General features: G+C 41.2%; 14 protein-coding genes. 2 read left to right on the top strand and 12 right to left on the bottom strand.

Going from position 1 to position 14,481, the window contains the following annotated elements; genetic code table 11:
* Window positions 1–51: 51 nt before the first annotated feature.
* The 7 genes from MHH23_RS13780 to MHH23_RS13810 form a co-directional block, all read right to left on the bottom strand.
* Window positions 52–1,971, bottom strand: coding sequence for a stage V sporulation protein D (locus MHH23_RS13780; RefSeq protein WP_268431964.1), 1,920 nt, complete (start codon window positions 1,969–1,971; stop codon window positions 52–54).
* 125 nt (window positions 1,972–2,096) lie between these two features.
* Window positions 2,097–4,247 (bottom strand): penicillin-binding protein, encoded by a 2,151-nt coding sequence (locus tag MHH23_RS13785; protein ID WP_045034300.1) that lies wholly within the window; start codon window positions 4,245–4,247, stop codon window positions 2,097–2,099.
* Between the two features lie 7 nt (window positions 4,248–4,254).
* Complete coding sequence (gene ftsL / locus MHH23_RS13790; RefSeq protein WP_025207292.1) at window positions 4,255–4,602, bottom strand: cell division protein FtsL; 348 nt, start codon at window positions 4,600–4,602, stop codon at window positions 4,255–4,257.
* Window positions 4,603–4,638: 36 nt separating this feature from the next.
* The gene (gene rsmH, locus MHH23_RS13795) at window positions 4,639–5,571 is read right to left on the bottom strand and encodes a 16S rRNA (cytosine(1402)-N(4))-methyltransferase RsmH (protein ID WP_340959673.1); all 933 of its coding nucleotides are present in this window, start codon (window positions 5,569–5,571) and stop codon (window positions 4,639–4,641) included.
* Between the two features lie 66 nt (window positions 5,572–5,637).
* Complete coding sequence (mraZ, locus tag MHH23_RS13800) at window positions 5,638–6,069, bottom strand: division/cell wall cluster transcriptional repressor MraZ (protein WP_003211163.1); 432 nt, start codon at window positions 6,067–6,069, stop codon at window positions 5,638–5,640.
* 128 nt (window positions 6,070–6,197) lie between these two features.
* The gene (gene bshC, locus MHH23_RS13805; RefSeq protein ID WP_335364587.1) at window positions 6,198–7,817 is read right to left on the bottom strand and encodes a bacillithiol biosynthesis cysteine-adding enzyme BshC; all 1,620 of its coding nucleotides are present in this window, start codon (window positions 7,815–7,817) and stop codon (window positions 6,198–6,200) included.
* A gap of 65 nt (window positions 7,818–7,882) precedes the next feature.
* Window positions 7,883–8,776, bottom strand: a complete 894-nt coding sequence (locus MHH23_RS13810) for a 2-dehydropantoate 2-reductase (RefSeq protein WP_340959674.1) — start codon at window positions 8,774–8,776, stop codon at window positions 7,883–7,885.
* 210 nt (window positions 8,777–8,986) lie between these two features.
* On the opposite strand from MHH23_RS13810, the gene MHH23_RS13815 reads away from it, so the two are divergent.
* A complete protein-coding gene (locus tag MHH23_RS13815) occupies window positions 8,987–9,466 on the top strand; it encodes an N-acetyltransferase (protein ID WP_007499784.1) in 480 nt (159 codons plus the stop codon).
* Window positions 9,467–9,519: 53 nt separating this feature from the next.
* Here MHH23_RS13815 and gerR read toward each other — a convergent pair whose 3' ends face one another.
* The 3 genes from gerR to MHH23_RS13830 all read right to left on the bottom strand — a co-directional run bounded on the left by gerR (window position 9,520) and on the right by MHH23_RS13830 (window position 10,911).
* The gene (gerR, locus tag MHH23_RS13820; protein WP_017359370.1) at window positions 9,520–10,059 is read right to left on the bottom strand and encodes a sporulation-specific transcriptional regulator GerR; all 540 of its coding nucleotides are present in this window, start codon (window positions 10,057–10,059) and stop codon (window positions 9,520–9,522) included.
* Between the two features lie 138 nt (window positions 10,060–10,197).
* Window positions 10,198–10,371: a 50S ribosomal protein L32 gene (gene rpmF / locus MHH23_RS13825; protein WP_008354700.1), complete on the bottom strand. Its 174-nt coding sequence runs from the start codon at window positions 10,369–10,371 to the stop codon at window positions 10,198–10,200.
* Between the two features lie 21 nt (window positions 10,372–10,392).
* Window positions 10,393–10,911: a YceD family protein gene (locus MHH23_RS13830; RefSeq protein ID WP_045034234.1), complete on the bottom strand. Its 519-nt coding sequence runs from the start codon at window positions 10,909–10,911 to the stop codon at window positions 10,393–10,395.
* Window positions 10,912–11,117: 206 nt separating this feature from the next.
* On the opposite strand from MHH23_RS13830, the gene MHH23_RS13835 reads away from it, so the two are divergent.
* A complete protein-coding gene (locus MHH23_RS13835; RefSeq protein ID WP_445285660.1) occupies window positions 11,118–12,365 on the top strand; it encodes a nucleotidyltransferase in 1,248 nt (415 codons plus the stop codon).
* 229 nt (window positions 12,366–12,594) lie between these two features.
* Here the strand turns inward: MHH23_RS13835 and MHH23_RS13840 are convergent, their stop codons facing one another.
* Window positions 12,595–13,623 carry a SepM family pheromone-processing serine protease gene (locus MHH23_RS13840; protein WP_017359372.1) on the bottom strand — a complete coding sequence of 343 codons (1,029 nt, stop codon included), beginning with the start codon at window positions 13,621–13,623 and terminating at the stop codon, window positions 12,595–12,597.
* A 4-nt stretch (window positions 13,624–13,627) separates the two neighbouring features.
* A complete protein-coding gene (locus MHH23_RS13845) occupies window positions 13,628–14,407 on the bottom strand; it encodes a patatin-like phospholipase family protein (protein ID WP_340959679.1) in 780 nt (259 codons plus the stop codon).
* Window positions 14,408–14,481: the final 74 nt, after the last annotated feature.

Here is a 14,481-nt window from a genome sequence, read left to right on the forward strand (position 1 = left end):
CAACAAAAAGAGGCAGCCGAATGAGTGCGGCTACCCTCTGTTCATTCTTTATTATTCATCATTTAAGTATAATCGGATCGTGGAACCTTCTTTGACCTTTGTGCCGGCAGCAGGCGATTGCTTCACCACTTTACTGCCAGTTCCTGAAGCATCAATCTTTAAATTAATCAGGAGTGATTCAAGGTCAGAAACAGATCCTCCTACAAGATTCGGTACCTCAATGATTTTTGTGTCCAGCCATTGGTACTTCTTTTCAATTTGTCCTTTTCTTTTTTTCACGCCCATTTCAGGCAGACTGTCTCGCATAATATGGCCCACAATAGGTGCTGCTACTGTCCCACCAAATTGAATCGTGCCTTTTGGGTTATCTACTGCTACATATACAACAATGCTTGGATCATCCGCAGGTGCAAACCCGATAAATGACACAATGTGGTTATTTTCCATGTACTTTCCGTCTTTTACTTTCTGTGCTGTTCCTGTTTTTCCGCCCACCCGATATCCTTCAACGAATGCATTCCGGCCAGTTCCTTGAGCGACTACACTTTCAAGGGCATACCTGATTTCTTTAGACGTCTCCGCTGAAATAACTTTCTTCTTGGCAATTGGTGATTGCTTTTTAACTACCTCTTTTGTAATTGGATCGATCCATTCTTTTGCAATATACGGCGTGTAAAGCGTTCCTCCATTTACTGCGGCTGCCACTGCAGCTACTTGTTGAATCGGCGTAACAGATACACCTTGACCAAAGGCTGTTGTTGCCTGTTCTACAGGACCAACACGATCAAGCGGGAACAAAATTCCTCTACCTTCTCCTTGAAGGTCGATGCCTGTCTTTTGACCAAAGCCGAAATTTTTAATATAAGAAAATAGTTTATCTTTTCCAAGACGGTCGCCTAGCTCGACGAATCCTGGGTTACAAGAGTTTTGTACCACTTCTAGAAACGACTGTGATCCATGTCCTCCCTTTTTCCAGCATCTGAGCCTTGCGCCATCCACTGTCACAGATCCGCTGTCAAAAAATTGATCACGTTTTAAATTTACTTTATTTTCTTCCAGAGCAGCTGCCAGTGTAATGATTTTAAACGTCGATCCTGGCTCATATGTGCTCCACACCGGTAAGTTTCGGTTAAATACTTTTGAATCAACTGATTGATAGTCAGCCGGATCAAAGTCAGGTCTGCTCGACATTCCCAGCACCTCACCATTTTTCGGATTCATGGCAATGGCAATCATGCCATCTGGGTTATATTTTGCCTGAGCATTGTCTAGTTCTCGTTCGATGATGGTTTGCACTTTTGAATCAACTGTTAATTTCATATCAAGCCCATCTTTAGGCGGTGTATAATCATCTGCTTCATCTGGCATTTTCTGCCCTTTTGCATCAGAATAAAATTTCACAGAGCCTTTTTCACCTTTTAGGTCATCATCATAGTACGCTTCTAGCCCAAGCAAGCCCTGATTATCAATTCCAGCAAAACCTAATACATGAGATAAGAAACTTCCAAACGGGTAATGTCTGATGCTGTCTTCTGCTACATAGACTCCATCTAAATCAAGTTCTCTGACTTCTTTTGCTTTTTCATGAGATACTTTTCTCCCCTCTGGAGAAATCCTCTCTATAGACGTTTTCTTGGTGACATGCTTGTACGCTTTCTCCTCAGACATATTCAGTACTGCAGCTAATTTTTTGCTTGTTTCTGCTGGGTCTTTCACTTGCCGCGGCACGACTAAAATAGAGGGAGCACTTTTGTTCGTCGCAAGCTCCACCCCATTTCGGTCCAAAATATCTCCTCGTTCTGGTTCAAATGGGAGGTTACGGCTCCATGAATCTTTCGCTAAACTTGTCAGCTTCTCGCCCATAATAAACTGCACATATCCTAATCTAGTATCTATGATGAAAAAAATGATCACCCCAAACAGCAGCACGAAAAGCAATCGTTTTCTCACTGTTACACTTGACACTCGCACGCCCGGTTCACTCCTTACATATGGCTTGTTTTCATCATATGCAGGCTCGTCTATTTATAGAACGATCTCGTCCATCGCTCAAGCAAAAGAAAAAAACCTAGCAAATGATTTGCTAGGTTTTCAAGTTAATTGGGACTTTTGAAGGTCACTGTGACGACTTTATCTGAAATCTCCGCTCCACTTTTCACGCTTTGTTTGACAGCATATCCCTGTCCATTTGTTTCAATATGCACACCTGAAATAGACGCATATTGAAGAACTTCCCTTCTGGACCAGCCTGTCATATCAGGCATTTTAATGGTTTTCCCTGCTGTTTTCAAAAAGACTTTCTGGCTTTCAGAGAATTCAGAGCCCGCACTTGGCCATTGGCGTTTAATGGATAGACCGTCACCAATGACAACAGGTGATAACTTTTTGTTTTTTGCTTCTGTTTCTGCCTGTTTCACTTCTAAATCTAGGAATGACGGCATTGTTTCTTGTTTTATTTTCTGTTTGCCAGATTTTTTATCGTCTGTTTTTGTTGGTGCGATATTTAAATAAAGCAAACTATTTTTCATCACAGGGTTAAAGATTTCTGAAACAGGAGCAGAGCCTGTTTGTGTTTCAGATAGCTGAGGCTGTTGGACAGCCACATAAACGAGCAGCTTCGGATCATCTTTTGGTGCCATTCCCATAAATGAAAAGACGTAATCGTTTCTCCCTTGAAGGTAGCCGCCAGCACCGCCAATTTGTCCTGTACCCGTTTTCCCAGCGACATCAAAACCTTTGATTTGATAAGGCTGTCCTGTGCCAATTTTTGAGGAAACGACCTCACCTAAAATGTCACGGACTTGCTTCGCTGTATCAGAAGAAATTGGTTTTCCTGCTACTGTTGGTTCGTGCTGTAAAATTGTTTTGTTTGTGTTCGGGTCTGTAATATGATCGATTACATATGGCTTCATCATCGTTCCACCGTTTGCAATGGCTGTCGCCGCTTCAATTTGCTGAATTGGGGTAATCGCGGACGCCTGACCATAAGCAGTCGATGCTTTGTCATATTCGTATCTGAAATTGATTTTACTAGACGCTTCGTTCGGCAAGTCTATGCCTGTTTTGTCATAGAAATGGAATTTTTGCAAGTATTGTTCGTAGCGTGTGAAACCTAATTTTTCTTTTGCCAATTTCGCAAAAGCTACGTTTGAAGAACGTAGAACACCTTCATGAAAATCAATTTTTCCCCAGCCATTTCCGTTGTTATGGTCTCTTACAAGACCGCCGCCTACTTTATAAGTACCAGACTGATACTTGTCACTGCCTTGGTACACTCCTTCTTGGATAGCAGCAGCAAGTGTAAAAATTTTCATCGTTGAACCTGGTTCAAATGCGTAAGAAATGACATCGTTGTTATAATTCGTAATGTCGAGTTCATTTAAATTAAAGCTTGGCCGCTGTCCCATTGCAAGAACTCTTCCAGTTTTCGGATCAACGACTGTCGCAATGATTTTCTTCGGCTTATATTTTTTAGCGACCTGCGTCATACTTTCTTCAAGAAATGCTTGAATTTTTTGGTCGATGGTCAATGTGACGTTTTTCCCGTCTTTCGGGGCAACGATGTCTTCTTTACTATTCGGAAGTGCCCATCCGCTTCTGTCGCTGTTATACGTTACATAGCCATCTTTTTCTTTTAAATATTTATTCAGAGCCTTTTCTAGACCCATTGCGCCTGACATGTCCTTGGTGGCTTCATCTAATCTAGCATAACCGATTAAGTTCGAAGCAAACATGCCGTTTGGATAATACCTCTTTGTATCTTTTTCAAAGGCGATCCCAGGAAGTTTTAGCTTTTCAATTTTTTCCTTAGTTGAAAAACTAATATCCTTTCCGGCTTTACCAAACTCGACTTGGAACGCATCCTTTGTATTCAGACGCTTTAAAATTTCACTCTCACTCATATCAATGACTTTTGACAGCTCTTTTGCTGTCTTTTCTTTGTCAACGACATGCATCGGATGCTTTGGATCGACCGTCATTTTCTTGCTCATGATCGCAATCAGTTTATACACAGATGTATCTTCCGCAATCACATTTCCGTTTCTGTCTAAAATGGACCCTCTTTTGGCTTCAAGTGTTTTTTTCGATTGATATTGTTCATTGGCTTTTGCAGCTAACACTTGTCCATCGACGGTTCCCGTAATCTGAATATAAATAAAACGTGCAAGGATGATAAAGAAAAACAGGGCGAAGCAAATACTCGCAATTGCCGCGCCTCTGTTCATCATTTTATTCTTTTTAGGCATCGCCATGTTAATCGACCTTCTTAACATCTTTCGACATGCTTAAGCCTGCTTTTTTAGCGGCTTCAATGATTCTCTCTGGTTCACTTAGTAAATCTTTTTGCTTTTGCAGTTCAGTGATCTTTTTCGATTCTAAAGACACTTGCTGTTCTAGTTTCTGCACTTCGATATTTGCGTGATAAACAGCAAAGGCTTTCGAAATGATGAGGATCGAGCTGCACATGAGAGCCATGACAAACATGACAAGTAAGATTTTTTCACCAAGTGTAATAGAACCTCTTCTTCTAATCACAACCGATTGACCTTGTTGCTCGGTTTGATGTTGCTTTACTTCTCTTTGGTAAGCCAAATTACTCATAAGAAACCTCCTTTTTATCATCATCTATGGTGTCGTTTACTTTTTTTCTGCAATTCGGAGCTTCGCTGAACGGGCACGGTTGTTATATTCCAGCTCTTGTTCTGATGCAACGATTGGTTTTCTCGTGATCAGCTTCAGTTTTGGTTCAAGTCCTTCTGGAATCACTGGCAGTCCGTGCGGAAGTTCTGGAAGAGAAGACATTTCTTTAAATGTACTTTTACAAATCCGATCTTCAAGTGAATGGAATGTAATGACAGAAATTCTCCCCTTCGGATTGAGTAACTCTATTGCTTGTTCTAGTGCTTCTTCAAATACTTTCAATTCATCATTTACGGCAATTCGGATCGCTTGAAATACTCTTTTCGCTGGATGTCCGCCTTTTCGTCTTGCAGGTGCGGGAATTCCTTCTTTAATAATGTCGACAAGCTCTCCTGTTGTTTCAATTGGCGCTTTTTTTCTGGCTTCTTCAATTTTGCGTGCGATTTGCTTGCTGAACTTTTCTTCCCCATATTTGTAGAAAATCCGAACTAGATCTTCAAATGGCCATTCATTCACCACTTGTTTTGCCGACAAAGCAGCGGTTTGATCCATTCGCATGTCAAGAGGTGCATCATGGTGATAACTAAAGCCTCTCTCTGGTGTGTCAAGCTGAGGTGATGAAACCCCAAGATCAAAAATCACACCGTCTACGCTTGTAATTCCTTGTTCATTCAGACGTTCTTTTAAATATCGGAAGTTGCTTTTTATGAAAAGAATGTTCGCTTTAACATGTGCGAGCTTCTCTCGTGCATGATCCAGTGCAGAATCGTCTTGGTCAAACCCAATTAATGTACCTTTTTCTGATAATTGAGATAGTAAATATGAGCTATGACCTGCGCCGCCTAGCGTGCAGTCCACATATGTACCGTCTTCTTTGACGTTTAAACCGTCAACTGTTTCTTTTAATAATACTGTCTCATGTTGAAACATGATGATATGGTCCCACCTTTTTCAAATAGAAATGAATGTGTAGAAAGCTTGCTGCACAAGGGATTATTATATATCAAATCCAATCATGTTTTCAGCAATTTCAGCAAAAGAATCTTCTTGCTCTTCTGTATATTGTTCCCAGATCGACTTACTCCACAACTCAATTCGATTTGAAACGCCGATGACCACACATTCTTTTTCGAGTTTTGCATATTGGAGTAGGTTGGATGCGATGTTAATGCGCCCCTGCTTGTCCAGATCACATTCAACTGCGCCGGAGAAGAAGAACCGGGTAAACGCACGTGCATCTTTTTTCGTTAGCGGCAGTGCTTTGAGTTTCTCTTCAATTAGTTTCCACTCACTCATAGGGTAGCCAAATAAACATTGATCAAGCCCTCTCGTCAGCACAAACTGTTCTCCGAGACCGTCTCTAAATTTAGCAGGGATGATCATGCGCCCTTTTGTATCAATCGTATGTTGGTATTCACCCATGAACATGATCATCAGAGCCCCACTTTCTCACCTATACTCTCCACTATCCACCACTTCTCTCCACAAAACTTATTTTACACTGTTTCTACATAAAAAAAAACCCTGAACTAGTCAGGGTTCATTAAAACTTTATTTCAAAGTTTGACAATTTGTTGCTTGTTTTGAAATGAAAATGGCAGATTTTTGAACGTTTTGAAGAATTCTGGACCATATTTGTTTAAAAAGTACATGATATTCCAAATTCTTTCTTGTGGTGCTTCGAGTGGTTTTAAACTATTTTCAATCCGTTCAAAATCTCGAAGGATGTATCCTTCCTTCTCTTCCACACGCTTTGCAACCTTTTGATAAACAAATTGAAGCTGGTCTTCTATAAATTTGGCATTTTTATCTAATAGCTGTTCAAAGCTTGGTTCGATCTCTAGCGCTTCTTGTCTCATGGCCTCGTGAACATTCGCTAATTCACGTTTGGCATGTTGAACCGATTGAACGAAGCTGTCTGGAAGACTGTGCTGAAAGTGCGCATCCTTCTTTTCTTTCACGCCTTTTGTCAGCACTTCTTCAACCGACAATTCTCTTATCGGCAGCTTCTTATCAATATGCCTTTCAAGAATGGTGACGTGCAATCTTGGAAGAACGGGTGCCATTTTGACATCGAAGTACTCGAAGATGCCTTTCAGCTCACCCCAATAATTCACTTCACCGTGTCCAGCCATAAAAGCAAGCGTTGGAAGAAGGGTTTCCTGCATCAATGGACGTGTCACCACATTATTGCTAAACCGCTCTGGGTGCTCCTCGACTTCCTGCAAAAGCTCATCTTTTGTCCAAGTAAGCCCCACTTCAGATATAGAAAATTGGCCATTCTCTTGTTCAATGAGGAAACGCTCATCATCATATTCGTAAAACAAGTTGGCTTGATGGTCACCAGCTTCAATAATCGGCTGATACCCCGCTTGTTCCATGGCAGCCTGCGTGTTATTTAAGTGAGCCACGATCGCATCACTCGACTCCACAATTTGCTTGAATAATGTACGTTCAAGTGGCTTCACGCCGAAGTCTCCTGAATTCAATAACAGCAGTCCATCTTCTTCAAATAGATCGCAAACAATCCACTCAAAGAAATCAGTAAACGTTTCTGATTTGCGTAAACATCGAAGAAGCTGATCAAACAAGTCATTTGTGTAAGCAGATTCCTCATAGGTTGAAAATACATCACGAAGCCATCTCTCTGTTTTCTCTTGGTGGAGAGGTGTTCTTTTCGCAGCTGTTTTTTTCACATGATGTAATGGAAGCTTTTGTTTGACTGGGCCTTTTTCGCCAGACGTGTACACAAAGTTAATTTCGTCTACGTCGTGATCTTCACCCGCTACCCAAAAGACCGGAATAACAGGAATGCCAAGCTCTGATTCTTTTTCTTTGGCAAACTGAATAATGGAAATGATTTTATGTATGGTATAAAGCGGACCTGTTAAGAGGCCTGCCTGCTGTCCTCCAACCACCATGACGCTCCGTTCATCACGGATCTTCTCAATATTCTCACGCATGGCAGCCGAATCAAATTTTGCATGATATGCGCTCATATAATCCGCTAAAGCCTCGCGCGGGAAGCTCCTTTCCATGAGATCGTCGTATCTCTTTTTCCATGTGTGCTCAGAATGTATATCATAATCAAAAAAAGCAGTCATCTCTTTTTTTTCTTCTATATAATCACGTATGAATAAATTCTGACTTCGGATGGAAAGTTCAGTCAATTGCATGTTTAGAACTTCCTTTCTTCAATAAATAGTTAGTTTCCCGAAAAAAGTATAGCATGTAAATGAGCTCACTCAAAAGATTTTGTTTGCTTTTTTTCCAATACTTCCAAGCTTCTATTCAAGAAAGTGAGGAATGGCGGCGTCATCCCTTGACCTTGAGCTTTTTTTAAAAGGTAGCCAATGATTGCTTTTCTTTCAGTTTGGCGGCCTTTGACGATATCTTGTAGCATTGACGATTGATTGGCAGCCGTTTGATGGCAAATTGATTTCACATGAGCCCATAGATGATCTTTCTCAGGCAACCTTAGAATGGAAACCGCTTCTTCAAATGCACATGTCATCATATGTTCATATGACGGGTTCGATACCAATTCCCCATTATTCACATGTAATAAAGCCGTCAACGGATTAATACACACATTGACGAGCAGCTTTTCCTCCAGTACTTTCTTCCATTCATCTGTATAAACCATTTGAAAATCGCACGTTGACAGTTCACTACCCATAGGTTCTTTTTCCTCATGCAGAAATGCTCCCCACTTGATGACACCAATTCCTGTATGGTTTACTGCGCGATCAGACACCTTCATTGCACCATGCTCTACTACACCAATATATAACTGATGCGCCGTTTTCCAGTTCTTTAAATCGACGAGGTGGGCCATTCCGTTCTGCAAAAATAAGATCCGATGACGAGGCAGTCCCGATAATTCCCCTAGAACATCTTGCAGATGATGATACTTCACTGTCACAATCAGCAAATCAAATATTCCTTTGACTCCCGTATCGGCCCCAACAGCTGATTCAATGGTTTCCCCTCTTACCATTCGTTCAATGCCTAATGCTCGAATTTCTTCTGCCTGCTGTTTCCTTCTTGTAAAGACGGTGATGTCATGATGTTCTGATAAATAACTGGCACAAAGCAGACCAATCGCACCACCGCCAATGATTCCAATTTTCAATTGCCGCACTTCCCTTTTTCTGTTTACTTCATGTTATCAACTATTTTACCAGTTTCGTGCTACGATGCAAAAAGCAGATAACGCGCTATGATTGAATTTTTTTAATTAAAAAACTATAATAATAAGTGTAAAAACTTTTTTAGGCGGATGGGATGAAAACGCCTTCAATGACATCACTGTCGACATTATGTGTGTAAGGGGGAAGATCACATGACACAAGTAAAACGTCTTCTGATTAACTACAAAACATTAGAGGAATTTAAACAATTTAAGGAATATGGCATACAAGAACTTTCCATGCTTGAAGACCTAGAAAGTAATATGATTGAAAATGACAGCAACTCTCCATTTTATGGGATTTACTTTGGAGATAAGCTTGTGGCACGTATGAGCCTCTATCAAGTAGATGGCTCGACGACGACGTATTTTGACCATAATCATGATTATCTAGAGCTGTGGAAGCTAGAAGTGCTGCCAGGATATCAGCGTAAAGGATACGGCGAAGCACTTGTTGATTTCGCAAAATCTTTTGGCCTTCCAATTCGAACGAATCCACGCGTCAAATCTGCCGGTTTTTGGGATAAAATGGGCTTTGAAGCGGTGAAATATGATATGGAACGCGATAAAGGAGAAAACCCACTCATTTGGGAGCCTGCACATATTCAAAAGAACACAGGTGAGTCCGCTTAATCATTTTAATCATTAAGAAAACGCCCCTCTTTCCATCTGTGAGGGGCGTTTTCTTATTTTGCGTAATCTTTTAAGCTGATATTCTGTTTGACTCTTTCAACAATACCAATAAGTGCCCGGTAATCTTCTTCTGTCATTTTTAATTGACGTTTCAGCTGTTCATTTTCTTCGGTGAGTGATTTTAATTGATGCTGTGCATCTTTAAGCTCCTCCCGTAAATAAGCTGGACCAGATGGTTCTTTCTCAAGCTGCTCTAGAAACCGAATTACTTCTCGAAGCGTCAGTTCAGTCTGATCAGAAGATGCCTTCTCTTCTATGGTGAACGCATGCTGCGGTAAACCCGAAGAATGGATACCAATTTTTTTACGCAGTTCTTTTCGCTGTTTTTTGGCAAGCTCAATGCCTGCCTGATACTGCTTTCTGACGTAAGAATTCCACCTGAATCCACATGCTGCTGCTGTTCTTGACAATGCTTTTCCAACCTCTTCAAATGCTGAAAGCTGGGTACCTCCATCTCGGATATGCCTTAAGACAACTTCTGCTAAAAGTAAATCTTCATCTTGTGTCCATGCGTCCTGCCGTGTAATCGTCAACTCATCATCCCCCCTGAATCTGAATACCACATCATATGCGCTTACTAGAGTAGATAGACTATTTGCAGGAGAGAAACCTAAAAAATAGATCAATAAAAAAACGCAAGGGAAGATTCCCTCACGTTTTTTTATCAAGCATTAGTTGCTTTTTACGTCTTTGCCTTTGTATGTTCCGCAAGATTTGCAGACACGATGAGAAATTTTCATTTCACCGCATTCTGGGCAAGCTACCATACCAGGTACTTGTAGTTTGAAATGCGTACGACGCAATCTTTTTTTCATTTTAGAAGTTCTTCTAAAAGGTACAGCCATTATTCCCACCTCCTTAAAGAGTTAAGATTCATTATTTTCTTCTAAGAGCTTTTTCAAGCCTTCTAGACGAGGATCAATTCGGTTTTGATGTGCATCTTCCGAAATGACCGCCCAGTCATTCCCTTCCTGTGGTGCAGCACCTTTTACGTCAGCTTGGTCGCAAAAGATTTGCATAGGCACTTCAAGAAGAATTTCTTCCTTGACTATAGGCGTTAAGTCGATGATATCGTCTTCTACAATAGAAACGTCTTCATCTTCTATGTCGTCTGTCTTATGAAGTACAAATAGTTCTTTTGTTGAAATCGCAAATGGATAATTTACATCAACAAGCGTTCTTGAACAAGGCAATGTCATTTCACCTGTGATGGTTAAATCAAATGCGACTTGCTTTGATTCGATCACTCCAGTCCCTTTCACCTCTACTGGTGAAATACGACGTATATCTGAATGAAGGCTAGTAAGTTCATTTAAGTCAACCGTCTCATGAAAATCGAAGCTGTTTTTAGCTTTTTGATGTAACTGATAAACTGTCCATTTCAATTGTATCACCTCTAAGAGCAACAAACATGATTATAGCTTTCATCATGCTATTTGTCAATATTTTTTCTTTACAGTCCTTCATGATGTCAAAGGGCTGTTTGACATCAGTTCTCGGAATGCCTACACTGAAAAAAATGGTCTTCATTTTTCCCTTATGCTACTGTAGCACAGACCATTTAACCATAGCAAGAAAGGCGGAACATCTATTGAAAGCAGTGGGAGTCGTTGTCGAGTACAATCCATTTCATTATGGGCATGCCTATCATGTGAATCAGGCGAAAAAACAAACCTCCTCAGATGTTGCCATTGCCGTTATGAGCGGTTCTTTCCTCCAGCGCGGGGAGCCTGCCATCGTCTCAAAATGGGCACGTACAAAAATGGCACTGCAAAACGGTGTAGACATTGTGTGTGAGCTTCCATACATATATGCCGTACAAAAGGCAGAAACCTTCGCCAATGGCGCTGTGTCCATCCTCGATGCATTAAAATGCCATTCTCTTTTTTTCGGCAGTGAGGATGGAGAAATCAACGCATTTGAGCGCACAGCACACGCTTGGCATGAAAAAAAGGCAGAGATTGATCTTTTAACAAAAGAAAAGGTGAAAGAAGGTCTTAGTTATCCCGCAGCAGCAGCAAGTGCGTTTCAAGAGGCCATTCATTCTGAACACTTACTGGATTTGTCCAAACCAAATAACATTTTAGGCTTTCATTATGTTAAAGCCATCTTAGAGAGAGCTCCACACATGCAGCCTTTTACGTCTCAAAGAATTGCATCTGATTATCATGATGAAGAACTGCCTGACAACCAAAAAATCGCAAGCGCCACAAGTATCCGAAAAGCATTAAAAGAACAGAGCTCATTTCAAGAAGTCACGCCCTACCTCCCCGACGCTACTTTAAAGCAATTACACGACTATCATTCTTCATATGGTCTTTTACATACGCAAGAAGCCTATTTTCGCTTTCTGAAACACGTTTTTCATACAATGGATACGAGTGAACTAGAGGGCATCTATGAAATTGAAGAAGGCATTGAACACCGCATGCAAAAAGCCATAACACATGCATCTTCCTACGAGGAGTATCTATCACTTGTCAAAACAAAACGATATACGTGGACAAGGTTACAGCGGATGAATACGCATCTATTAATGAACGTGAAGAAAAAGACGATGCACGAGCTGCTTGAAGAGAAAAAAGCGCCCTATATTCGTTTACTTGGAATGACAAGGAAAGGACAACAGTACTTGTCTCTTGTAAAAAAAGAGTTGGATGTACCACTTGTGAGTAAACTGTCTTCCTTTTCACATCCCGCCCTTGATCTTGATATTCGCGCTTCAAGGGTGTTTAGCCTTCCCATCTCTGAACCCATGCAAACAGAATTAACAAAAGCAGAGTTTAAAACATCACCGATTCGATATGATGAAGAGAGCGGACTCTTTTCATCTCGATAGAAAAAAGCAGCCTGATTGCAGGCTGCTCAGCGTGTAGACAAACCCTCGCATTCTTTGTCAGTCCTGCGTGCTGGTGCTCACGAATGTGAAATTCGCTCCGCGCCAGTACTCGTCCTTTCTAGACTGCAAAGGTTTTCTATCACGCTGAAAAGAAGACAAAGGGCTAAAATAAAGTTCATTTTAGCCCTTTGTCAACAATCTGAGCAGCCTGATTGCAGGCTGCTCTTTTTTATGATGCTTTCTCTTTTAATTTGTTTAAATAGTTTAGTGCGTCCTGCATGGTATCCACAGGAACGATTTTCATATCACTTTTAATATCTTTTGCTGTTTTGACTGCATTTTTGTAATCAGAGTTTGGGTCACCTTTATCATTCGGTGCAAAGAAGATGTCTTTTCCTGCTTTGTCTGCTGCAACAACCTTTTGATCAATTCCGCCAATCGGTCCGACTGTACCATCTGCATCAATCGTTCCAGTTCCTGCGATCGCATAGCCATGTGTTTCATCTTCTTTTGTCAGCTGATTGTAAATTTCAAGTGACATCATTAAACCAGCCGATGGACCGCCGATGTTTTCAATATCCACTTTCACAGAAGGAGACACTTTCACATGACGGTCTGTAAATAATGATACGCCAATTCCCACTCGTTTTGGCTCTTCTTTAAATGGTTTTAACGTCACGTTCTGCGTGATTTCTTTGCCATTACGTTCAAGTACAAAACGGACAGTCGTGCCTGCTTTTTTACTGCTGATATACGAAACCATTTTATCTGCTGACTCATATGTATGGCCGTCGACGCTTTTGATCTTATCGCCCACTTCAATCTTCCCATATGCAGGCATTCCTTTCATCACATAGCTCGCATATACCCCATTAAACGTATAATCTACTTTTTTCCCTGCTTTTGTATAAGCGGCAATCATCGCATTTTCTTGAGAACTTTTCATGAGCTGCAGCTGCCGTTTCATATAATCCTCATCAGACTCTCCGTCCGCTTTAATATTTTCTTCTGGAACGATTTCGTCATACTTGTTCATTTTTGCAAGCAAATACGTATATGGATTGGCTGGACCTACTTTAATGGTCATAAGAGAAAAGCTGCCCTTCTCGCCATATCCTCCGTCTACTTGAATGTGTGGCGCAATTTCTGTGGCATCACCTGGCTTTGTGACGTAATAGGGCAGTTTCACAAAAGTTAAGCCAAATAAGACTAGAACAACAGCAAAAAAGCTGAGCCAGCGAATATTTAATTTTTTCATTCGATTAACACTCCCATTTATCAATGACATCTTTCAGTTTTCCTTTTAGTTGGTCGGCGGCGAGTTCACCTGCTTCAATCATTTCTTGAACCTGTGTAAACGCACTAGAGCTAAAGGTCTCGAGCTTCGGCCGAATCATGAGATCTGCATGAATGGTTTGGTGACGAACCAATTCATTTTGAAGGATGTCCAAACTTTGCATAATGACATCCGATAATCTTGTTGCCTTTTCTGTTTTTTTCACCCTTGATACATCAGAGGCGATAATGAGATCCGCCCCCATTTCTTTGAGAACAGAAACAGGAATGCGGTCCACTACCGCTCCATCCACCAATTGCCTGCCGCCTATTTCATGCGGAACAAACACACCCGGAATGCTAATGCTTGCCCTGACTGCTTGTGAGACAGACCCTTCTTTGAACACAACCTTCTCCCCTGTCTGAAGGTCACAGGCGACAATCGCAAGAGGCAGGCGCATTTCTTCAATATTCTTCCCATATGTAAACGTGTGAATCAGCTGCAAAATTCGATTTCCTTTTAACAGACCGATTTTTGGCAGTGTATAGTCAGCATAATACTTTCTTCTGAAGACAAGTGCAAGTTTTTTCATTTTTTCTACGTCTTGTCCTGCTGCATAAAAGCTCCCCACAAGAGCACCAATACTGCTTCCTGCGATCATATCCACCTGAATTCCTTGTTTCTCAAGACTAGATAAAACCCCGATATGCGCCATCCCTCTGGCACCCCCGGAGCCCAGCGCAAGCCCGATAATCGGTCGTTTCATGAATCCACCCTCCTCTTTCTATGCATATATACGAATCTATAGGTCTAAACATGCCCCTTCTCATCGTATAGTAA

It is taken from the genome of Bacillus sp. FSL K6-3458, assembly GCF_038005045.1.
Classification (GTDB): Bacteria; Bacillota; Bacilli; order Bacillales; family Bacillaceae; genus Bacillus; species Bacillus altitudinis.

Bases quoted from the DNA above. Each gene is read 5' to 3' on its own strand.
- MHH23_RS13785 (WP_045034300.1), bottom strand. From the start codon at position 4,247: ATGCCTAAAAAGAATAAAATGATGAACAGAGGCGCGGCAATTGCGAGT.
- ftsL (WP_025207292.1), bottom strand. From the start codon at position 4,602: ATGAGTAATTTGGCTTACCAAAGAGAAGTAAAGCAACATCAAACCGAG.
- rsmH (WP_340959673.1), bottom strand. From the start codon at position 5,571: ATGTTTCAACATGAGACAGTATTATTAAAAGAAACAGTTGACGGTTTA.
- mraZ (WP_003211163.1), bottom strand. From the start codon at position 6,069: ATGTTCATGGGTGAATACCAACATACGATTGATACAAAAGGGCGCATG.
- bshC (WP_335364587.1), bottom strand. From the start codon at position 7,817: ATGCAATTGACTGAACTTTCCATCCGAAGTCAGAATTTATTCATACGT.
- MHH23_RS13815 (WP_007499784.1), top strand. From the start codon at position 8,987: ATGACACAAGTAAAACGTCTTCTGATTAACTACAAAACATTAGAGGAA.
- rpmF (WP_008354700.1), bottom strand. From the start codon at position 10,371: ATGGCTGTACCTTTTAGAAGAACTTCTAAAATGAAAAAAAGATTGCGT.
- MHH23_RS13840 (WP_017359372.1), bottom strand. From the start codon at position 13,623: ATGAAAAAATTAAATATTCGCTGGCTCAGCTTTTTTGCTGTTGTTCTA.
- MHH23_RS13845 (WP_340959679.1), bottom strand. From the start codon at position 14,407: ATGAAACGACCGATTATCGGGCTTGCGCTGGGCTCCGGGGGTGCCAGA.